The following is a 20702-nucleotide window of genomic DNA, read 5'->3' as shown; positions in this document are numbered from 1 at the left end:
AAAGAAGCCGGAGATCCTCGTGGATCTCCGGCTTCTTGTCTAATTACAGCTTAATATTCGCTTCGTCAAAGTACTCCTCCAGCGTAAGTCCGCTTGCAGCAATATCCGGTGCCAGCTCTTTGCCTACATAACGGATGTGCCAAGGCTCGTAGACATACCCTGTCGTTTCTTCCCGTCCTTCCAAATAACGAATAATGAATCCAAATTCAGGCGCGTGCTCTGCAAGCCATTTGCCTTCCTCGGTGTCGCCAAGGATTTCTTCCAATACATTGCCTACACTTGGGCTGGATACATCAATCGACAATCCGGTCTGATGCTCACTCTTCCCTGGCTGTGCGCTTACACGGAGCGCATATTCTTCGCCATTACGCTCTACACTGCTGTTGAATACGGCAACCTGACGGTCATAAGAGCGATAGCCGGATACGGCACGAAGCTCGATATTATCCTCTTCTGCTGCGGCAAACAGCTCCTCCAGCGCATCAGCGGCCTCTTGGCGCAAATGCCGTTTCTGGTGAGGCTCGTCGAACGAGAAGGGAACGTCCGGCTCCACAAGATCTGTCGGTTCGTATCCATCAGGCAGACTGCGTTCTTTGTTAACGATGACCGTGATCGCTTCCGGGTTCGTAACCACATTCTTATCTCCAATGACTTCCACCGTACTTTGCAGGGAGCTTGCAGCCCGAAGCGCCATAATGCTGTCTTCCTCTGCATTTCCTGTGCTGTCATCCTGTCCGGCACCCTCTGAAGGCTCCTCAGCGTTATCATCCTTGTTATCTTCGCCGCCGTTAGAATCTTCGCTGTCCTCGTTCGCATCGTTATCCGCAGGTGCATCCTCACCTGTGTTGTCGTCTTCCGACACATCTGGCGTTTCCTCCTGTGAAGGATTCTCTGCTCCATCCGGCGTCGTCTGCGTCTGATCTTCCTGTGGTTCTTCCCCGTTCCCACAGCCTGCAAGTGCAAAGGCAGACAACAGCATCATCGTTAACAGAACCATCGTCCAGCGTCGTTTCTTCGTTGTTGAAGTCGTCATTTTGTTATTTCCCCTATCCCAAATTTATAGCTGTTCCAATCTCTCTCATTCATTATAGACCTATCGAGATAGAGCTTCAAATCCTCATCTTGGTATAAGTCGATCTATGGCTGCAGCTACAAAAAAACCACCGAGCCTAGGATCCGTGCCTGTTCGGTGGTCTTCATTTAGTTCTGACTAGGCAGTTACCTAATTCCGTTCATTTCTTGGCTGTCTTGAGATTCAGTTCCTCTGCCCACTTGGACGCTCTCTCTGAAACCTGCTTGCGGATATGCTCTAAGGCTGCCTCCGCAGGAACTGCCGGCACAAGCTGAGCAATACCCGGCGATGGCGGAGTCAGCTCTCCAGGTGGAGATAACTTCACTTTAATACCTTCGAATTCTGGACCCGGCATGTGAAGCGAACCATTGGCAGCGGCATCGCCGATGTAGTCCAGAATGGCAGAAGAATTGCCGCCTGCGCGCTGGGTTTTGCGTTCCAGTAATGACGCTGCCTGCGTCGTGCTGGTGGATACCGATTCATGGGACCAGACGCGGAGCACCTCTGTAAGCAGCTGCTCACGGGTCAGACCCAGCATATCAAGCAGTCTCAGCGTATCAGCAGCGGCCCATTCTGCAGCCGCCTGCAAGGCCGCGTCGATATGAGGGCATGCGATACGATTACAGGAGCAGCTCACATCTGCATTTTTGACCCAGGAGATCAGCGCAGAATGGTTGAGCTCTACAGCGCCTCCTGTAAGCAGGAGGTACAAGGTATAGGCGTCTTCTTGCAGCTCGCCAAGCACTTCCGATCTTTGCTCTTCATTAAGCTGCTTATATGCAGCTTCGACCTCCGCTTCGACCTCCGCATCGCCCTCTGGTGCTTGTGAGCCAGTCTCCGTTGTGTCCCCAATGATTGCCTTCCAGCCGTGAGGCTCCAGTTTAAAATGGTTTACTTGATATGTCACTACAGCCTCACCTCCTGTTTAATCCGTTGTACTATACCCACATCTCACCTTGCAAACTTACGAGGCCCTTCAGCTCATCATCGGACATTTCTGTAATCCAGTTCTCACCCGAACCGACTACTTGCTCCGACAGCTGCTTCTTGCTCTCAATCAGCTCATCAATTCGCTCTTCCAGTGTCCCTTGGCATATCAGTTTATGCACCTGGACATTTCGTTTCTGCCCGATTCGGAATACACGATCCGTCGCCTGATTCTCTACCGCAGGATTCCACCAGCGATCATAATGGATGACATGGCTCGCATGAGTCAGGTTGAGGCCTACCCCGCCGGCCCGCAAGGAGAGAACGAAGAGAGAAGGACCCTTACCGTTCTGAAATTGCTCTACCATTTCGTCTCGTTCTGCCTTTGAAACCCCTCCGTGAAGGAAGAAAGGCTTCTCATCATACCGCTGAGACAATTGCTGAACGAGAATCTCCCCCATCGACACATACTGGGTAAAAATAAGGGCTGCCTCGCCATTATCACGAATTGCATCTGTCAGCTCCATCAAGCGCTCAAGCTTGCCTGACGCCTCTACGCGCCCTGCGTCCTTACGGCTATGCTCAATGAGTACAGGATGATCGCATATTTGCTTCAGCTTGGTCAAGGAGGATAATACGACGCCCTTGCGTGTAAATCCGGTTTGTCCCTCGATGCCGGTCAGCAGCTGATCGACTACGCCCTTGTATATCGCAGCCTGCTCCACTGTAAGTGAGCAGTAGGATTTAAGCTCCAGCTTCTCCGGCAGATCCTTGCGAATATCCGGATCACTCTTGAGCCTTCTCAGCATAAATGGCGATACCAGACGATGAAGCTCTCGCAGAGAGCTCGTGTCTTCCTGAGCACCTATTGTATAGCGCTGTCTAAACGATGCCGCCGTTCCCAGATAGCCGGGATTCAGAAATTGGAAGATGGACCACAGCTCACTAAGCCTGTTCTCTACAGGCGTCCCAGTCATGGCGATACGGTGCGGCGCAGACAGCTTCATGACACTTTGTGCCTGCTTGGTTCGATAATTCTTAATGTACTGGGCTTCATCCAGCACGACAGAGGACCACTCGATCGAGGCCAGATCTGCCCCGTCCCTGCCTGCCAGATGATACGTTGTGAGAATTATATCGTGCTCCCCAGCCTGCTTTCGAAAGGCCTCTCCGTGCAGCCGCTGTGTACCATGATGAATATATAATTTAAAGTCGGGTGCAAAACGCTTAATCTCCCGCTGCCAGTTTCCAAGCAGGGAGGTAGGACAGATGATGAGGGCCGGATGCTCCATATCGAACTCCTCATCTTCCAGGATATCTTGCCCGCCCTGACGATCATCCAGCTCCCGCTCTGCATCTCTCGCTTCCCGTGCAGCAAGCTTGGAATCCAGCAGACAGGTAATCACCTGTATGGTCTTCCCGAGACCCATATCATCGGCAAGGCATACCCCGAAGCCAAGATCACGCATGGCAGCAAGCCACTGATAGCCACGCTGCTGATAGGGCCGCAGATTACCATGAAGGGAAGGCGGCGTATCCCTGATCTGGGTTCGACTCAGCACCTGGCCATCCAGTAGGAAGGACAGCATGCCAAACGATTCCGCACCAAAAATGGACATCCCCTTCCAGCTTGCTTCCTCATCCTCATCAACAGCCAGATGAATCCACTCGGACAGAGCCATGGAGCCTTCCTCATTTTTCTTCATAAAACGCAGCACCTGGCGGATTTCTTTCGGGTCAATCTCGATCCATTCCCCCCGAAACTCCACGAGCGGAAATGCAGAAGCCGCAAGCTGTGCAAGCTCCTCCTTCGTTACCGGCACCCCGTTCAGGACAGCTTCAGCCTCAAACTTAACGAGCTGCTCCATTCCCAGGGTCGGTGCCTTCTGTGCACCCGGTGGCTCACCATTCTGGAGCATCCGGAGCCGAAGCCCTGTCTTCCGCTTCCCTTCCCGACTCCAGCGGGAAGGCATCAATACGGTAATCCCCATCTGCTGCAGCTTGGGAACAGAAGAAGACATAAATTCATAAAATTGCTGTGCATCCATCTCGATCTCATGAGGAGCTGCTCCCATAGCCAACTGCAGGCTGGGTGCAGCTTCACTTGCTTTGCCTAAGGCGAGGAGCATCTGCTCCTGGACCCGGCTGTATTTTACCGTCCCTCGATCCACATCTGGCGAAGGATAAGCCCATATCGCCTCGATTGGCACCCGAAAATCAGCTTCGTTCTCGCTCTCTGCCCAGAAGCTCACTTTCCATGCAGAGGACCGCTCCAGCTCTGACGGCTCAAGCCGCAGACTCAGCTTCAATCTCCCCTCCTCAGGACCAGCAGCCTCCCCTTCGATTACGGGAGGAGCATTGTCTGCTGCTTGAACCACACTGTCGCTTAATTCCTCGATCTCTTGCACAGCAGCCTGCACACTCAGCTCCCGCGAGCCTGTCAGCAGACTGTTCCACCACAGCTCCGTGAGCGGAGAATACCCTCGTCTGTAATTAGCACGGTAACGAGACAGACTGCTCTCTACAGAGGCAATCTCGGCAGACACCGCAGCATGTATCGTTTGTCTGAGGAAAGAGTATAGGACAGCTGATCCTGCCTCCTTCACCGTACTGGCTTCCGAATCCGCGTATGCACCCGATGCGGTCAGACAGATGGCAGGGATGGACTCAGCCAGCTTCAGGAAACGTTCTGTATCAGCAGGCTCTGTTATTTTGGGAAGCCATACGGCTGTTACAGCAGACTGATTGCCTCTGCGCCTTCCACCAGCCGAGGTCACAGGGGCTGTGCCTGGCGTAATTTGCCCTCGAATCAGCAGCTCCATGGCAAATCTAGCCGCCTTAGCCCAGTATTCCATTTCACCGCCTGGGGCAAAGCCTGCCTGCTCTGCCTCTTCCTTATTCCAGCGAATCAGCAGCTCGAAGGCATCTCTTGGAGCGAGCGCCAAGCCTTCCAGCGTCCGGCCAAATGCGGGCCGCTTCTTCCTCGGGCCTGAGCTCGCTTCCTGTTGAACCGATTTCATCTGCCATCTCAGCTCAGCAAGGCGCAGAGCGGCATGTTGAAATGGACGGTAGGTTCCGTCCTTCAGCTTCATTTTTCTTATTAAATGACTCCAAGCGTCGACTTTTGGTTCCGATGTTTCTCCTGAAAAACAAAAAAACACATCTCCGAGCCATATTCCATAAAGTGGTTGATTCATCGTAAGTCACCCGTTAGCCCCTTTAGATTGTTACTCTCCATCATATACGAAAATCAATCTTTTTAAAATTGTTAAGTCGAATTCTAGGGCAATCCCTTGGTTTACTTGATTCTGTATCACAGAAAAAGAGACAGCCCTTCCATTACGGAGCCGTCTCTAAGCCATCTCTTACGATTTCTCTATATCTATGGTAATCATACGCTTACTTCATCTACTCCTTAAGGCTGTCCCAGCTCTTCTGCATATCCTCCAGCAGCTTCGCCGGGTCCGGATTTGCAATGTAGGCCTGCATCACAGCACCATACTCCTGCGGTACACCTTCCGGAAAACGGTTGAAGTTCCAGCTCAGCAACTTATCCTGATCACTGTAATTTATAATTTCTGCCGCCAGATCTCCGAGCACCTCACCGTCAGCCGTCACGCTCTTAAAGGCCGGAATAAACTTGAATTCCTCGGTCATATACCGCTTACCCGCATCCGAGGTTACGAGCCATTCCAAGAAGTCCTTCGCCTCTTCCTTCACCTCAGAGTTCTTGTTAATCACATAGTTGTTCGGCACGCCGACAAACAGTTTATCATACACCTCAGCATCATCTCCGATAGGCATTGGCAGGATGCCGAGGTTCAGATCCGGGTTGATCCCATCAATCTGCACTTGTGTCCAGTTCCCCTGCTGCATCATTGCAGCCTCGCCCGTAGCAAAGAGAGTGACCTGTGTATTATAGTCTGTCGTCAGCGGGTTCTTATTCCCATAGGCAAGGGTCAAATCGAGCAGATTAACCCAGTCTTCAAAAATAGCATTGCCCGGAATTGTTTCCGTTCCCGCATTCAGACCATCAATAAAGGCAACCGGATCGGGCTGATGTGCAAAGGGAACGTTGGCATTGTGATTCCCGAGCACCCACCATTCCTGATAACCGTTCGAGAATGGCACGATGCCGGCGTCCTGCAGCTGCTGTGCCACGGCTTCAAGCTCCGTCAGTGTCTTCGGAAGCTCCGTGATGCCTGCCTGCTCGAACAGATCCTTGTTATAAATAAATCCATATCCTTCAAGCCCAAGCGGCTGACCGTACAGCTTGCCATCCTTCGTCATTGGCTCTTTGGCGACATCAATAATATCATCTACCCACGGCTCATTCGACAGATCCTCAAGAGAATCAATCCATGTGTCCAGCTCACGGTAACCGGCAACGTTGAAAATATCCGGATGCTCTGTACCTGCAAACTTGGTCTTCAGCGCTGCACTATAGTCACTGCCGCCACCAACCGTCTCAATCTCGATATTGATATCCGGATGCTCTTCCTCATACTCAGCAATAAGCCGATCGAAGGCCTCTGCAATTTCGACCTTGTATTGAAAAATCTTAATTGTCTTCTTTCCATCCTCAGCGCCGCTGCCTGACCCTCCGCCGCAGCCGGATAGAACGACAGCACATACCCATACCAGCGTAAACAAGAACAGCCCTTTTTTCTTCAAGATGAATTCCTCCTCATATGAATTAACGTGATTGATTCACGGAATCGATGCTTAACCTTTGACCGAGCCTGCTGTAATCCCCTGAATGATGTGCTTCTGCATCAGCAGGAAGAACAGGATGATCGGTGTAATCCCCAGGACCAGCGCAGGCAGCGCGAGATCCCACTGCTTGGTGTATTGACCGAAGAACGCGTAAGTTGCGATCGGGATTGTATGCAGCTCAGCGTCCTGCAGCACAATGGAGGGCAGTAAGTAATCATTCCAGATCCACAGCGTATTCAAAATGATAATCGTGACATACATCGGCCGCATGAGCGGATAGACTATGCGAAAAAACACACCGTAGGCGTTACTGCCATCCACTCTTGCCGCCTCCTCGATCTCGACAGGCACCGATTTGACAAATCCGTGGAACAGGAAGACCGACATCGGGACCCCGAAGCCGAGGTAGCAGATGATTAGCCCCCAGTGACTGTTCATAATCCCGACGGTGCTTGTTACCTTAACGAGCGGAATCATAATCGATTGAAACGGAATGACCATCGCCGCAACGAACAGGGTGAACAGCACGCGATTGAATCGGGTATTGTGCCTAACCATGCGATAGGCGGTCATTGAGCTGATCAGCACAAGCAGTAAATTACTGATAACGGTTACAATTAAAGAATTCGTAAGCACTTTGGGAAAGTTCGTGATCTCCCATGCTCTTTGGTAATTGCTCCACTCGAACGCTTGCGGCCAGGAGGCTGCATTGGTCAGCAGATCACCGAAGGTTTTGACAGAGTTCACAAACAGGAAATAAAAAGGAACAAGAAACACGAGAGCCAGCAGGATCATGAACAATTCGGTGATGAAGGTACTTATCCGATAGCTTTTTGCAGATTCCATCTTAGGCTTCAACCTCCTTGCTCTTCGTCAATCGAACCTGAATGAACGTAATGATGGCCACGATAATGAAGAAGATCAAAGCTTTTGCCGTACCGAGTCCGTACCTTCCGTTCACGAACGCCTCATTATAAATATTCAGCGCCACCGATTCGGTCGAACGGAACGGCCCTCCCTTAGTGAGGGACAGGTTCAGGTCAAACATTTTGAAGGACCAGGAGATGGCGAGGAACAAACATACGGTAACCCCTGGCATAATGAGCGGCACAATAATACTCTTCAGAATTTGTCCTTTGCTCGCGCCGTCAATCTGAGCTGCCTCAATCACTTCATTCGGTATGTTATTCAGTGAAGATATGTAGATGACCATCAAATATCCGGCTGTCTGCCATACAAAAACAATCACAATCGCCCAGAACGCCGTTGCCTCATCTCCCAGCCAGGGAAGATTAAAAAAAGCGAGTCCTGTCGCTTCTCCAACAGATGCGAATCCGCGGACAAATATAAACTGCCAGATGAACCCGAGAAGCAGTCCGCCGATGACGTTCGGCATGAAGAAGATCGTACGCAGGACATTTTTGGTCTTGAGCGGCCTTGTCAGAAAGTAGGCAAGGAAAAAGCCGAGCACGTTGGTCAGCAGCACACCCGCAAGTGTGAACCAGGCTGTAAACGTAAAGGATTTTAGAAAGGCGGGATCATCCGTAAATATTTTCGTAAAATTGGATAAGCCTGCCCATGTGGGCTCGCTTGCCGCACCATTCCAATTAGTAAAGGAATAGTACATTCCCAGCAGAAATGGAGCCACAATAATAAGGAGGAAAAACACGAGTGAAGGACCTACAAAGACAAGCTGCTGCAGCCACTGTGAAGACCTTTTGCTAATCACGCTGGCCAGCCCCCTTTCAAGTAGCAATATTGTATCTCTAACTATCTTTAACCCATATGAATGGAAATGAATGAACATTACGGAAAATTAAAACTTTCGATGCAGATCATTACATGGCTATTCTTTTGCATACACTTATGTTGAATGTGAAATTATTGGGTAAGGATATACATGAAGGTTTAATTAACCATAGAGTCAATATTATACTTGCGAGGAGGAATTGTATGCTGCGCACCACTCACCGGAACCCTTATAAATGGCTAAACGTCATCGGATTTGTACTTGTGATCGTCATGAACGCGCTCGCTAACCTGCTGCCCATCGGCGGAAGAACCACTTCGGAGGTGTCGGCTCTATACCCTGTACTGATTACACCCGCCGGATATGCCTTCGCCATCTGGTCAGTCATTTACGCCTTTCTGGCCGGATTCATCATTCTGCAGTTTCTGCCGTCCCAGAAGCAGCGAAATACAGCGGCAGTCCTTAAATTCTGGTTCTTCATCAGTTGTCTGGCGAATGCAGGCTGGATTGTCCTATGGCAGAACCTGTGGTTCGGCTGGTCCGTGCTCGTCATCTTTATCCTGCTGTTCTCTCTGAGTCAGATGTATGTGCGTGTATTGGCACTTCAGAAGCCGACTACAGGTGAAAAATGGTTTGTCCAGCTTCCCTTCCGGATTTATCTTGGCTGGGTCAGTGTGGCCACCATTATTAATGTGACCGTTTGGCTTAGCAAACGGGAATGGGATGGATTTGGCCTTGGAGATGAGACATGGGCAATCCTGCTCCTGATCATCGGGGCGATTGTCGCACTCGCAGTCAGCTTCTCTTATCGTGATGCCGTACTACCGCTGGTCTTCGTATGGGCTTATATTGCAATTAGTGTGAAGCAATCCGATATCACCGCTGTAGCTTATACCGCAGCCGGAATTGCAGCCTTGCTGCTGATTTACTCGATCTGGCTGTTCTTCTCCAAACGAAGACAGTAAGTAATAGAGGCCTTGAATTCCTCGAGTGGCTCCGTGCCGCATATAAATAAAGAAGGACCGTCTGCCCTGTCAAATCAGGGCAAGCGGTCCTTCTTCTTTATTGTATGCTTCTACCTATACACTCTTGTTATTTCTTCAGCGTAATCGTTTCAATCTCGACCAGCGCATCCTTCGGAAGACGGGCTACCTCTACCGCGCTGCGCGCAGGATAAGGCTGGCTGAAGAACGAGCTGTACACTTCATTTACACGGGTAAAATCATTCATGTCCTTCAGGAATACCGTCGTCTTCACGACTTGGTCCAAGCTTGCTCCGGCAGCTTCAAGGATGGCCTTCACATTCTCAAGGGATAGACGAGCCTGCTCCTCAACGGTATCACCGAATTCACCTGTCTGCGGATTGATTCCGAGCTGACCAGACGTAAATATGAAACCGCCTGCTTCAACTGCCTGACTGTATGGTCCAATGGCTCCTGGTGCCTTTTCTGTGGAAATCGGGTTCTTACTCATATGTATCTCCTCCTCTGTAGGTTAGTTTATCCAAGCATTTCTATAGTCATTGTATTCAAAGCAAGCAGGCTTGTCTATTTTTGTTGTTCAGCCAGCTTCCAGATATCCTTGTTCGAATGGCGGTACACCCCGCTCTGATCTCGCATCGCTGCCCTGATCATGGCCTTCGCAACATAAGCACCCGGAACCGCTCGGTACTCCCGTCCTCTTCCTTTGCGAAGCAGCGGATCGGCAAGCGTCAGCACCCATTCACCTATCTTCTCCCCTGTGCGTTTTTCTTCTCTGTCGCCAAGCAGCAAGGATGGTCTTAGAAAATGAATACCACGAAAGCCTAGTCTCGCGATATCGTCCTCAAACTCTCCCTTGGTTCGGCTGTAGAAGATGCGTGAAGTGCTGTCTGCTCCCATGGATGTAACAGCAATCATCTGTCTCGTCCCATGAGACAACGCGAGTCTGGCTGCAGTAACGGGGTACTCCAGATCAACTTTGCGGAACGCCGCCTGCGATCCTGCCTTCTTGATCGTCGTGCCCATACAGCAGAACAATTCGTCTGCTCCGATGAAAGCCTCCTCATGCCTTTCAAGCTCGTCCCAGTTCACAATCACTTGAGACAGTTTAGGGTGGGATATCGGAAGCTCCTGTCTCACGAGCGTGGTAACCTCTTCATATTCATCATGCGCGAGCAGCTGTGATACGAGCTGCTTGCCGACCAACCCAGTAGCCCCAATGACTAATCCTTTTCGTCCCACTAGCTAGACCTCCTGACAAACTCACTTTTCCCTATCATACCATGCAAAGAGAGCACAAATCCTCTATGGGATCTGTGCTCTCTTATTTTGGAAAAATCTATTAAAGTTTCTATATAGAATGAACTAGATATCTCAAATTCACATGCCTGGTTCAATCTATGTTAGCGGTACGTTCTGCTCCAGTTATCATATTCCTTCTCGGCTTCGTCGCGGGAATGACCGTATCGCTCCTGAAGCTTGCCGACCAGCTTGTCCTTCTCACCATCGATGACATCCAGATCATCATCAGTCAGCTTACCCCATTGCTTCTTGGCTTCGCCCTTCACTTGATTCCATTTACCTTTGAATACGTTGTTATCCATTCTTCTCATCTCCTTGTCTGTATGGTGATTCCAAGTTCCTAGAGACTAGAAAGTATGTCACCAGCGTGTTATATTCTTAACCCGAATCAGGATCTTTGAATCGACAAGGCAGGAGATGAAGTTCTTAACGGATTCTTAACAGCAGGATGGTCTGCACCGGTACTGGTCTACAAATATGCCAGCTATAATCGGGTCCCACTGTGTTCCTCGGCCCTGTTCCAGTATAGAGATGGCCTCCTCATCCTTCATTCCTTTGCGGTAAGGCCGGTCCGAGGTCATAGCGTCGAAGGCATCCGCTACTGCAATAATTCTTCCAAATAAAGGAATACGCTCTCCCGCCAGCTGATCCGGATATCCCTTGCCGTCATAACGCTCGTGATGGGAACGTACCCCGGATAGGAAGGGCTTAATCGACTGTGCCGGCTGGACATGCTGTAATATCGATTCGCCAAGCACCGGGTGACGCTGAATCGTCAAATACTCCTCTTCACTGAGCTTACCTTCCTTAAGCAGCACCATATCGGGGATGCCTACTTTTCCGATGTCGTGAATCAGCGCCGTTTTGTAAAGGGTGTCAAGCTCTTCCTCTGCAAGCCCCAGCTTGCGGCCGATCATGACCGAATATTCTGCCACCCGCATGGAATGACCCGCCGTATAAGGATCCCTGGCGTCCAGCGCTGCGGATAAGGTACTAAAATAGCTGTCCTGCAGCTGCTTCACCAGCTCGTCTCTCTCCTTCAGCTCAAGACTTAATTGATTCATCCCTTCCGTCGTAGAGCCTTCCGTCGTAGAGTGATCACTTTTTATAAGACGGGCTGCTGCAAACATAGACAAGCCAATCCCAAGCAGCAGTAGCCATACGCCAAGTCCGGCATACTCCCTCATGACGGTTTCAGAGTAATAAAATTGCTGAATTTCGGTTATAAAAAACACGAGCAGCAAAGGATAGATGATGATAAAGATTAACCTTATCCATGTGTTGGGACCAAGAGAAACAGGCTGCTGCCCTGTAAAAACTAGCTGGGTAACGCTTGCCTCCGCTTTATTTTCGACGGCTAATATGTAAGGTCTAATGGCTCTCGTTGTCATCATAAATTCGATAATGGCATGCAGGTAAGCAGCGAAAAGAAAGCTTATTACAATATATAAAGTATGTATAAATGATAGTTGGAGAAGATCTAACCGCTTCAGGATCGTACTTAGCAGCACGACCGGTAAAGACAAGCAAATATAATGCGAGTACAGTATCCGACAGAAGGCGTGAGCCGGCAAGGTGTGGAGAAAATCATACGCATACTGAAGACCTGTGCCGGTCTCAGCTTGAAGCTGTATATCTTTATAAGGTCTAACCTGCCTGAGGATAAGGTATATTCCAGTCAGCAGTGTAAGAAGTAATGCGGCAGCCAAGATCACTGCCAAATAACGGGACTCTGCTGCATGCAGATGAAGCGTTAAAGATCGTATAGACAGAAGCGCCAGTACAGCAGTTGCAGCCCAGCTAGCGATGTAGTTAACAGCCAATCTTTTGCGCAGCGCTTGATACCGTTGCAAGATGAATACAACCTCGCTTTCCCTAGAAGCTTATTCTCAAGTTCTATTATAGCCCAGAAGTCCCAATAACGAGAATATGCTTTTTCCTGTTTCCCCTGAAGAAGTTCTGTATTTGTAAATTGCTGTAATCTATGATATACTACTTAGTATTATGAATATTTAACCCCATTACATTCCTCTTTGAAGGTCATGCATTTATTCGCGGCTGGCATAAGAATAATGCATATGATCCGGAGTAAGATAACTCTTCATTTAACCCCATGGAGTAATCGCGTTATAACCCAAACACGAGATTTTATGATTTTCATTCAAACTGGCGCGGTCATCGGAGCCGTAAGGACAAAAGAGAGGTAGGGCTTTTGTTGTGTGAAATGTAAGTAGAGGAATACAATGCAGCTGTAGTTTCTACGCTACTACGAAGAGCAGCATTATAATATAGGTTAAATTTATATTGCTGAACCAAGCCGCTTTTGATCATTTAGACGAGGGCGACCTTGGGAGCACAAACATTAAGCCCCCGAGCATTCATCGCACGGGGGCTGTCCAACGTTCTGGAGTGTACCGCTCGCTTGTGCTGATCGAACTCACGTGGTCACGAGCACGGCTCTCTCCTTAGCGTGACGACTATGTACTGTACGCCCATTCAGGCAATGTGATTACATCGTGTACTCTCTGCCAAAACTTAAGGCCTGCCTATGCAGGCAGACCTTAAGTTTATATCATGGTCAAATCATTACCAGCAGAAAGCTTTAACGATAATAACCAAGAGAATAAACAATACCAAGATTGCGCCGATGGATTTACCTCCATCGTAACCGCTGAAGCCGCCTACTTGGCCGCCGCCATATCCGTATCCTACTTCGCTCATTGTAACTCCTCCTTTCTGTGTACTACACTCATACCATATGTTGCTCGACCTTATTTCGACCGGGCTAATTGCCCTTTTATTTCGAATTTTGAGCTGCCGTTGAATCCGAATAGGATGGTGGTCTGTGATTAGGATGGGGACGACCGGGATGGAACGGATGAGGTGGATGGTGCAGTCCTGCTTGGAAATGCGGGCCATTCGAGTGATGATGCGGTGGCTGCTGAGGTCCTGACTGAGGATGAGGGCCATTCGGACCTGGCGGATGGTGCGGGTGTTGATGTAGTGCCTGCTGGACCTGTGGCTTGTTCGGTAATCCCTGCGACGGTCCCTGAGGAGTCGGCAAGGCTTGCACGGATTGATTCACTTCCGCAGGGGAGGGCTGATCCAGATTCATTTGCTTCAATCTCTGACCGAGCTCCCCCAATGCAGCCTTATATTTCTTCGGCAGATTGAGCTGGTCGGATTGATCAAGGAACTGCACGATCAAACCGTGCATTTTCTGCTTCTTCTCAGGCTTCACCTCTTTAAATATGTCGACAACCCCATCCTTCATCTCCATTAACGTACTGCATAGAGCCAAGAACTGCTCCGGGGATAAATTCTCCAGAAGCTTCGATGACAACAGAGAAAAAGCATTAGAGGCAGCTTCACGCTTCGCCTTCTTCTTTGTCCTTTTTCTAGCGGGGGTCTTGGACACTTTCCTTCTTACATCGGTTCGCTGTTTATTCACGGGCTTCTCTCCTTTCGGGCACATATCGCTTGGGAAAGCACCCTTTTTTAGAACGCCTTCCTATGAGTAATCATAAACTAGAAGAAAGAACGGAGGCATCTTGATTAAAGAGGGTGACATGGATGAAAAAAAGCAGCATATCAAGCAAGAATAGAAATAACAATGGCAACAATTCGGAAGAAGCTGCAGCAAGAAAGATCGAATACTTAGCCCTGATCGCTGCTATCCTTGCATTCATTGCTGCAGGCATCGGATTGTACATCGCCTTGAAAGATTTTTCTCTGCCAGATGTGACGGAGGTTATAACCTGATGCGGAGAACTCACCTTACCTAAAGTAGCTTATGCGAACCTTCATCAATTGATATGGGCACTCGTTTTACGATAGACGAATAGCGGGAAGGCTTCGGCAGATTTTTTCATCGTTCATTCGATCTGACCCGGGCTTATCCCGCATTTTTGTATACTGAAATAAGCATTCTTTTGTGGAAAAAAGAGGATGTTTTTTGTCTTAAAATTAAGTATAATCAAATTACTTAACTGTTTTTTTGTTCCATTATTATCATTTGCGACCATCTAGTCGATACATAGAGTATGTAATATTTTTGGAATGGAGGGATTCTCATGCTTGACACACTGAAATATGCAGAAGATAAAGGATACAGCGTATGCTTGGTGATGCATAACGGCACATCCTACTTCGGTGAGATTGAAATCAGCCCTGATTCAGAGAACCTGGTCATTATTTGTGACCAAGGACGGATATCAGCTAACATACATGATATTAAACACTCCTCTACCATCGTTGCTGCTCACTTCTAAGTTGATTCACCCATTGCACAAATCTCACAACAAGATATTGACATACAAGCACCTATATAGCTCTGACAAGACCAAAGAAGCGAGCGCTGTTACAGCGTTCGCTTCTTTATGTGGATCTATCGATAATAATAGGTTGGCATAATACAAGGACATCCACAGCTTCTCGGTGCTCCTGCCCCAGGATAGCCACCAAATCCGCCGCCGAATCCGCCGCCCATTCCACTGCCGATGCCTCCGCCTCCATGTCCCTGACATTCAGGCAGCCACCACATAAAGCTGCAGTATGGCGGTCTTGGCGGTGGTGTTGGTCCAGGACCGGGACCAGGACCGGGTGCAGGAAGTGTTGGGCCAAGGTATTGGGCCCCGATAATATCCACATTGCTCACTTGCATGAATTGTACAGTGCCGTTCGGAAAGACCAAATTCAAGCTGACAATGCCGCTCGTATCTGGAGGAACAGGAGGTGCGTAGCCGAGGAGCTGCCAGGTCACCTGACCATACCCGGTGATGACGGATCGGTAGTAATGCCCTACTCGGCCTCTGTTGATCTCATCCTGAAAGAAATTTGAAGGTAACAAATATACGGACATGAACGTTACACCCTTTCGTGTAAGAAAATGATCTATACACGATATATGCCCATGGTTCGGGCGAGGTTCAAAGAATCCGCACCAGCCCAAATGAGAGCATCTGCTTACGCTAACGGTGCCAAGCCGCCCTTATCATACAGTACGGGTCCCTTAGACCATGCAACAGCAAGATGCATCAGCAGCTCTGTCTTTAGCATTTCCCGGATTCCCGCATGCTCCTCCGCTTCATACAGGTTAACCCACTCACCAGGATCAGCCGCAAGGTCATACAGCTCTCCCTTAGTATGCTGTACTCTAGCCCCAGCATCCCGCACTGCTCCCTCAATATACAAGATCAGCTTCCATTCCTTCGTTCGCCACATATAGGCCGGTGCGGAATGCGGTGCGCTGACTCCTTTTCCATGAAATTCACAGAATGTCCCTTGCCGTCTCAAGTCACCCAGCAGATCAAATCCCGGCAGCATAGGGTTGCGCGGCAATCCAGCAGCTTCGCTTAGCGTCGGAACAAGATCGATAAGCTCTGCTGGGCGATCATCGATGGTACCCCGCTGCGCTTCTGCAATCCAGGAGCCCGATAAGATCAATGGCACCCGGACACTTGCATCATATAAATTATATTTGGAGAACCGGAATTGTCGCTCACCGAGCATTTCTCCGTGATCCGAAACAAAAACGATCAGCGCATTCTCCAGCCTTCCCAGTCGTTCAAGCTTCTCAAGTGCCAGGCCAAAGTAATGATCGAGCCATGAACAATTGGCAAAATATCGGAGCGTTGTACGCCTTCGCTCCTGCTCGCTCATCGCAAGAAAGGCCTTTTTCTTGTCCAGATAGGACTCCCTGCTTCGGCTGTTAAGTTCATCTGATGCGGCAAGGTGAGTATTCTCTTCGTCGAGCCATGGCGGCTGTGGAATATCCGGGATATCGGCAATGGAGTACAAATCTTCGAATCGCTTAGGCACATTAAAGCCAGCATGGGGCTTAAGGAAGGAAAGGTAGAAAAAAAGCGGACGATCCGGGTCTACGTCTTCATTCAGAAACTTGAGACTTTGCTCAGCGACCCATCCATCACGATGCTGCTCCATAGGCACCTGGCTGGTCATGCCTATATAGCCGTGAACATTCTCCTCGCCACTGCCAAAGTGAGCCGTTTCACTGCTGTAAGCTTCCAGATACTCGGGATGTGTGTCGCCCATCATGATTGCATTTTCCTCGTAATGACCGCTGTTCCGCGCGAGTCCCACAGCCCTCACCTCGAACCCTCGGGAAGACGGAATCTCCGTCCGTTCGCCGTGATTCCAATGCGTTTTCCCGAATCCAGCTGTCTGGTATCCTGCCTTGCGCATCAATTCGGGAAGCGGATCAGAGGGCAGCCTGTCCTCATCGTAAATGCCGCCATAATTGGTTCTGACCCCCGTCTGAGAAGGATAGTATCCGAACATCATGGAGGTCCGGCTCGGTACGCACATTGGAGACTGGCAAACTGCCTGACTGTATGTAATGCCCTCCGCAGCCAAACGATCTAAATTAGGCGTGTGTATATGCTCGTTGAATTTACCTATGCAATCCCAGCGCTGCTGATCTGTCATGAAAAAGATAATATTGGGCTTATCCTGCGGCATTTCCCCTTCATCCTCTCTTCATCTATTCGAGAACTTCAAGGCAAGACGGAACATTTAGACAGTCTGGTCATTATATATACATGTAGATGGAGTCGAGTCAGGCAGGTCGCGGAAATGAATGATGAGAAGACATCAAAATCTACAGCTTCTCTCTGACTGAAGCCAGCTTCTGGGCACTGGAAGACGGCTTATCACGGCGGTCATCAATCTTAACCGAAGTCGAGACCCGCTGTGCGCCTGTACCGAACGGAGTCTCGTGCAATGCCCGAATGGCAGCAAATATATCGTCCAGTTCACCTTCGATAATGGTGCTCATGGATGTAAGCTCGTATTGAATTCCAGGCTGCTTAGCCAGCGTACGCTGCAGCTCTGCCACATAAGGACTCAGGCTTGTGCTTCCTGTTCCAATCGGAATAATAGTTACCTCAGCTATAGCCATTTATATCCCCTCCAAATTAGTCGAAATTCCAATTATTTATAATTTACGCCTCGATAGGCTCTTCACTTGATTCAACATTCTGACTTTTGCTGACGATATACCCATTGTAGCATGATCCTGTTCACAGAAAAAAAATATTTAAGAGATTCTACTACTTCTTCCAGCCCTTTTCCTTTGCGGTATGTTGGGATATTTGCTATAATCGCAAATGCGTTTCAACATCAAGCTGGTGTTTACAAGCACAACATATTGGGGTAATCTTGTAATACATCAACCAAATGTAGTGTTGAGACAGAATCGACCATTGTACGAATCTCTATAACTGTCAAGCTTTTTTTAGTAGAAATTTATGCGGCTCCACATTAGGCAATTCTAGAGATTTAAGAGCTCCATGTTACGGGACAACGAACTGAGCAGGTACATATGGGCTATCCAATAATCCTATATTCACACCTTAACTCGCGTACCCCCGGCGTACAGTATAACTATACCAGCAAGCGGGGACGCAAATGGCATTTATCTGGCCGCGAGAAAGCCGGAAAATGCTTTTTCTATGTAAGATGACTTCAAGTACGATTCTCTAGCCCGAAAATCCACGATGTAGATGCGGCGAAATTCACAGCAGGATGATCTTACTTTTTTTAATGCTTTACTCCATTTATCACTATCATAAGAAAGCGAGGGCTCTTCATGCCACAAGTGGTTAACAAACCAAACAATCGTCAGCTTGCCTTTGACGAGATCCGTATTTCCGTGTACGCAGACCGTATTCTTGCTGATCTGCCTATGCTTGATAAAGAAAAACTCGTTCGTGGTGTAACCTCTAAATTGCGCCGTGACGAAGTATCCAGTGAAGAAATCAGCAATGCATTCTCCATGTCTGCTCTTGAACTGGTAACCAAAGAGGAGCCGAACTGGAAATATGCAGCAGCTCGTTCACTGCTCACTTCTCTATACAAAAAAGCGGCTAACAACCGCCGTTACAAAGCATATCCGGAAGAGCCGTACGGTGCATTCTATCCACTGATTACAACACTTGTGAAAAAAGGCATCTATCGCGAAGAGCTGCTCGATTGCTATACAAAAGAACAAATTGAAGAACTCGGTGCCACGATTGAAGCAAAAAATGACCTTCTGTTCGATTACATCGGACTCCTGACGCTGGCTGAGCGTTATCTTGCGAACGACTTCGACGGCAGAGTCATGGAGCTTCCGCAGGAACGCTACATGGTTATCGCAATGTACCTCATGCACAAAGAGCCTGCAGACAGACGTCTTGAGCTCGTTAAGGAAGCCTACTGGGCGATGAGTAATCTCTATATGACAGCAGCTACTCCAACGATGTCCAACGCAGGTAAGAAGGTAGCTGGTCAGCTGTCCAGCTGCTTCATTGATACGGTTGACGACTCGCTGGAAGGAATCTTCGATTCCAATACGGATGTAGCACGTCTCAGCAAAATGGGCGGCGGCATCGGCGTATACCTCGGAAAAGTACGTTCCAGAGGCTCCGATATCCGTGGACACAAGAATACAAGCTCCGGCGTTATTCCTTGGATCCGCCAGCTGAACAATACGGCTGTCAGTGTAGACCAGCTCGGTACACGTAAAGGTGCGATTGCCGTTTACCTTGATGTTTTCCATAAAGACATTCTGGCATTCCTGGATCTGAAGCTGAACAATGGTGACGAGCGCATGCGTGCTCATGACATTTTCCACGGCATCTGCCTGCCGGACTTGTTCCTTGAGCGTGTAGAGAGCCGCGGCGAATGGAATCTGTTCGATCCGCATGAAGTGAAGAGAGTGATGGGCTGGAAGGACGAGAACGGCCGTGCTCTGGGTCTTGAAGACTTCTATGATGAAGAATTCGGCAAAGGCACTTTCCGCGAAAGATACGAGGAGGCTACCAATCATCCAGACCTGTCCCGCATCACGGTTCAAGCGATTGATATCATGAAGCGTGTCATGAAGTCTCAGCTGGAAACAGGCACACCGTACATGTTCTACCGCGATACGGTAAACCGTGCGAACCCGAACCGTCACAAAGGAATGATCTACTCCTCCAACCTGTGTACAGAAATTATGCAGAATCAGTCTGCTACAACGATTGAGCAGGAAGAGCTTGTGACGAAGGACGGCGAGACCCGTATCATCATTACGAAGAAGCCGGGCGATTTCGTTGTCTGCAACCTGAACTCGATCCATCTTGCACGCGCTGTACCACATGGCGTTCTGGATCGTCTGGTTCCGATTCAAATGCGTATGCTCGATAATGTCATCGACATTAATAATATTGAAGTACTTCAAGCACAATATACAAACAGCCAGTACCGCGCTGTCGGTCTTGGAACCTTCGGTCTTCATCACCTGCTTGCGCTTGAGGGCATTCGCTGGGAATCCGAAGAAGCAGTAACCTACAACGACAACCTGTATGAGAAGATCAGCTATATTGCCATCAAATCCAGCATGGAGCTGGCAAAAGAAAAAGGAAGATTCCCTAAATTTGCTGGTTCAGATTGGGAGAACGGTAACTACTTCGCATCCCGCGGCTACACGGACGGAAGCCGTGAAGGTAAATTTGTCAGCACAGCGCAGTGGAATGAGCTTGCAGCAGAAGTAAGTGAGCATGGTGTACGTAACGGATGGATGATGGCGATCGCACCAAACGCATCGACTTCGATCATTGCCGGTTCCACAGCAAGTATTGACCCGTTGTATGAGCTCTTGTCTTATGAAGAGAAGACCACTTACAAGATTGCGAATCCAGCACCGGATCTGTCCGAGAAGACGATCTGGTATTACAAGACTGCATTTAATATCGATCAGCACGCTTCCATTGATATGGCTGCTGCGCGTCAGCGTCATATTGACCAGGCACAGAGCTTTAATCTGTATGTGCGTCCTGATATCCGTGCAAAAGATTTCCTTGATCTTCACCTGCATGCTTGGAAGGCGGGCATCAAGTCCACTTACTACGTACGCAGCCGTGCGCTGACGATTGAGAACGAATGTGAATCATGTGAATCTTAAGGAGGCAAC

At 49.1% G+C, this 20702-nt stretch carries 19 protein-coding genes; 4 read left to right on the top strand and 15 right to left on the bottom strand.

Annotated features, from left to right (window positions below):
• Positions 1–43 precede the first annotated feature (43 nt).
• The 6 genes from PUW25_RS02290 to PUW25_RS02265 form a co-directional block, all read right to left on the bottom strand.
• Positions 44–1033 carry a M15 family metallopeptidase gene (locus PUW25_RS02290; RefSeq protein WP_274337970.1) on the bottom strand — a complete coding sequence of 330 codons (990 nt, stop codon included), beginning with the start codon at positions 1031–1033 and terminating at the stop codon, positions 44–46.
• Positions 1034–1232: 199 nt separating this feature from the next.
• Positions 1233–1979, bottom strand: a complete 747-nt coding sequence (locus PUW25_RS02285; RefSeq protein ID WP_274337969.1) for a hypothetical protein — start codon at positions 1977–1979, stop codon at positions 1233–1235.
• A gap of 31 nt (positions 1980–2010) precedes the next feature.
• Positions 2011–5196 carry a DEAD/DEAH box helicase gene (locus PUW25_RS02280; RefSeq protein WP_047911470.1) on the bottom strand — a complete coding sequence of 1062 codons (3186 nt, stop codon included), beginning with the start codon at positions 5194–5196 and terminating at the stop codon, positions 2011–2013.
• A gap of 211 nt (positions 5197–5407) precedes the next feature.
• Positions 5408–6673, bottom strand: a complete 1266-nt coding sequence (locus PUW25_RS02275; RefSeq protein ID WP_047911469.1) for an ABC transporter substrate-binding protein — start codon at positions 6671–6673, stop codon at positions 5408–5410.
• A 51-nt stretch (positions 6674–6724) separates the two neighbouring features.
• A complete protein-coding gene (locus tag PUW25_RS02270) occupies positions 6725–7561 on the bottom strand; it encodes a carbohydrate ABC transporter permease (RefSeq protein WP_047911468.1) in 837 nt (278 codons plus the stop codon).
• Between the two features lies 1 nt (position 7562).
• Positions 7563–8444 (bottom strand): carbohydrate ABC transporter permease, encoded by an 882-nt coding sequence (locus PUW25_RS02265; RefSeq protein ID WP_205054410.1) that lies wholly within the window; start codon positions 8442–8444, stop codon positions 7563–7565.
• Positions 8445–8668: 224 nt separating this feature from the next.
• Here PUW25_RS02265 and PUW25_RS02260 point away from each other — a divergent pair, with 224 nt between their 5' ends.
• Positions 8669–9430 (top strand): TspO/MBR family protein, encoded by a 762-nt coding sequence (locus PUW25_RS02260; RefSeq protein WP_047911467.1) that lies wholly within the window; start codon positions 8669–8671, stop codon positions 9428–9430.
• Positions 9431–9557: 127 nt separating this feature from the next.
• On the opposite strand, the gene PUW25_RS02255 is transcribed toward PUW25_RS02260, so the two are convergent.
• From PUW25_RS02255 to PUW25_RS02230, 6 genes are all read right to left on the bottom strand, one after another.
• Entirely contained in the window at positions 9558–9938 is a 381-nt protein-coding gene (locus PUW25_RS02255; protein WP_047911466.1) for a RidA family protein, read from the bottom strand.
• Between the two features lie 74 nt (positions 9939–10012).
• Positions 10013–10687 (bottom strand): oxidoreductase, encoded by a 675-nt coding sequence (locus PUW25_RS02250; protein WP_047911465.1) that lies wholly within the window; start codon positions 10685–10687, stop codon positions 10013–10015.
• Between the two features lie 161 nt (positions 10688–10848).
• Positions 10849–11049 carry a CsbD family protein gene (locus PUW25_RS02245; protein WP_047911464.1) on the bottom strand — a complete coding sequence of 67 codons (201 nt, stop codon included), beginning with the start codon at positions 11047–11049 and terminating at the stop codon, positions 10849–10851.
• Between the two features lie 135 nt (positions 11050–11184).
• Entirely contained in the window at positions 11185–12600 is a 1416-nt protein-coding gene (locus tag PUW25_RS02240) for an HD-GYP domain-containing protein (protein ID WP_047911463.1), read from the bottom strand.
• Between the two features lie 733 nt (positions 12601–13333).
• Entirely contained in the window at positions 13334–13468 is a 135-nt protein-coding gene (locus tag PUW25_RS02235) for a YjcZ family sporulation protein (RefSeq protein WP_238546338.1), read from the bottom strand.
• Positions 13469–13544: 76 nt separating this feature from the next.
• Entirely contained in the window at positions 13545–14198 is a 654-nt protein-coding gene (locus PUW25_RS02230) for a hypothetical protein (protein WP_047911462.1), read from the bottom strand.
• A gap of 122 nt (positions 14199–14320) precedes the next feature.
• On the opposite strand from PUW25_RS02230, the gene PUW25_RS02225 reads away from it, so the two are divergent.
• Together PUW25_RS02225 and PUW25_RS02220 are read left to right on the top strand one after the other, a co-directional pair.
• Complete coding sequence (locus tag PUW25_RS02225) at positions 14321–14509, top strand: hypothetical protein (RefSeq protein ID WP_047911461.1); 189 nt, start codon at positions 14321–14323, stop codon at positions 14507–14509.
• 311 nt (positions 14510–14820) lie between these two features.
• Positions 14821–15018, top strand: coding sequence for a hypothetical protein (locus PUW25_RS02220; RefSeq protein ID WP_047911460.1), 198 nt, complete (start codon positions 14821–14823; stop codon positions 15016–15018).
• 116 nt (positions 15019–15134) lie between these two features.
• Here PUW25_RS02220 and PUW25_RS02215 read toward each other — a convergent pair whose 3' ends face one another.
• The 3 genes from PUW25_RS02215 to PUW25_RS02205 all read right to left on the bottom strand — a co-directional run bounded on the left by PUW25_RS02215 (position 15135) and on the right by PUW25_RS02205 (position 17666).
• Complete coding sequence (locus tag PUW25_RS02215; RefSeq protein ID WP_047911459.1) at positions 15135–15608, bottom strand: hypothetical protein; 474 nt, start codon at positions 15606–15608, stop codon at positions 15135–15137.
• A gap of 104 nt (positions 15609–15712) precedes the next feature.
• Positions 15713–17227 (bottom strand): sulfatase family protein, encoded by a 1515-nt coding sequence (locus PUW25_RS02210; RefSeq protein ID WP_047911458.1) that lies wholly within the window; start codon positions 17225–17227, stop codon positions 15713–15715.
• Positions 17228–17366: 139 nt separating this feature from the next.
• Positions 17367–17666 carry an MTH1187 family thiamine-binding protein gene (locus PUW25_RS02205; protein ID WP_047911457.1) on the bottom strand — a complete coding sequence of 100 codons (300 nt, stop codon included), beginning with the start codon at positions 17664–17666 and terminating at the stop codon, positions 17367–17369.
• Between the two features lie 690 nt (positions 17667–18356).
• Between PUW25_RS02205 and PUW25_RS02200 the strand changes: the two genes are divergently transcribed.
• Entirely contained in the window at positions 18357–20693 is a 2337-nt protein-coding gene (locus PUW25_RS02200) for a ribonucleoside-diphosphate reductase subunit alpha (protein ID WP_047911456.1), read from the top strand.
• Positions 20694–20702 lie beyond the last annotated feature (9 nt).

Source organism: Paenibacillus urinalis (assembly GCF_028747985.1).
GTDB lineage: Bacteria > Bacillota > Bacilli > Paenibacillales > Paenibacillaceae > Paenibacillus > Paenibacillus urinalis.
Note: the sequence above shows the minus strand (reverse complement) of the source record. Positions and strands in the feature narration are given on the sequence as shown.

Bases quoted from the DNA above. Each gene is read 5' to 3' on its own strand.
- PUW25_RS02290 (WP_274337970.1), bottom strand. From the start codon at position 1,033: ATGACGACTTCAACAACGAAGAAACGACGCTGGACGATGGTTCTGTTA.
- PUW25_RS02280 (WP_047911470.1), bottom strand. From the start codon at position 5,196: ATGAATCAACCACTTTATGGAATATGGCTCGGAGATGTGTTTTTTTGT.
- PUW25_RS02270 (WP_047911468.1), bottom strand. From the start codon at position 7,561: ATGGAATCTGCAAAAAGCTATCGGATAAGTACCTTCATCACCGAATTG.
- PUW25_RS02260 (WP_047911467.1), top strand. From the start codon at position 8,669: ATGCTGCGCACCACTCACCGGAACCCTTATAAATGGCTAAACGTCATC.
- PUW25_RS02255 (WP_047911466.1), bottom strand. From the start codon at position 9,938: ATGAGTAAGAACCCGATTTCCACAGAAAAGGCACCAGGAGCCATTGGA.
- PUW25_RS02245 (WP_047911464.1), bottom strand. From the start codon at position 11,049: ATGGATAACAACGTATTCAAAGGTAAATGGAATCAAGTGAAGGGCGAA.
- PUW25_RS02235 (WP_238546338.1), bottom strand. From the start codon at position 13,468: ATGAGCGAAGTAGGATACGGATATGGCGGCGGCCAAGTAGGCGGCTTC.
- PUW25_RS02225 (WP_047911461.1), top strand. From the start codon at position 14,321: ATGAAAAAAAGCAGCATATCAAGCAAGAATAGAAATAACAATGGCAAC.
- PUW25_RS02220 (WP_047911460.1), top strand. From the start codon at position 14,821: ATGCTTGACACACTGAAATATGCAGAAGATAAAGGATACAGCGTATGC.
- PUW25_RS02215 (WP_047911459.1), bottom strand. From the start codon at position 15,608: ATGTCCGTATATTTGTTACCTTCAAATTTCTTTCAGGATGAGATCAAC.
- PUW25_RS02210 (WP_047911458.1), bottom strand. From the start codon at position 17,227: ATGCCGCAGGATAAGCCCAATATTATCTTTTTCATGACAGATCAGCAG.
- PUW25_RS02205 (WP_047911457.1), bottom strand. From the start codon at position 17,666: ATGGCTATAGCTGAGGTAACTATTATTCCGATTGGAACAGGAAGCACA.
- PUW25_RS02200 (WP_047911456.1), top strand. From the start codon at position 18,357: ATGCCACAAGTGGTTAACAAACCAAACAATCGTCAGCTTGCCTTTGAC.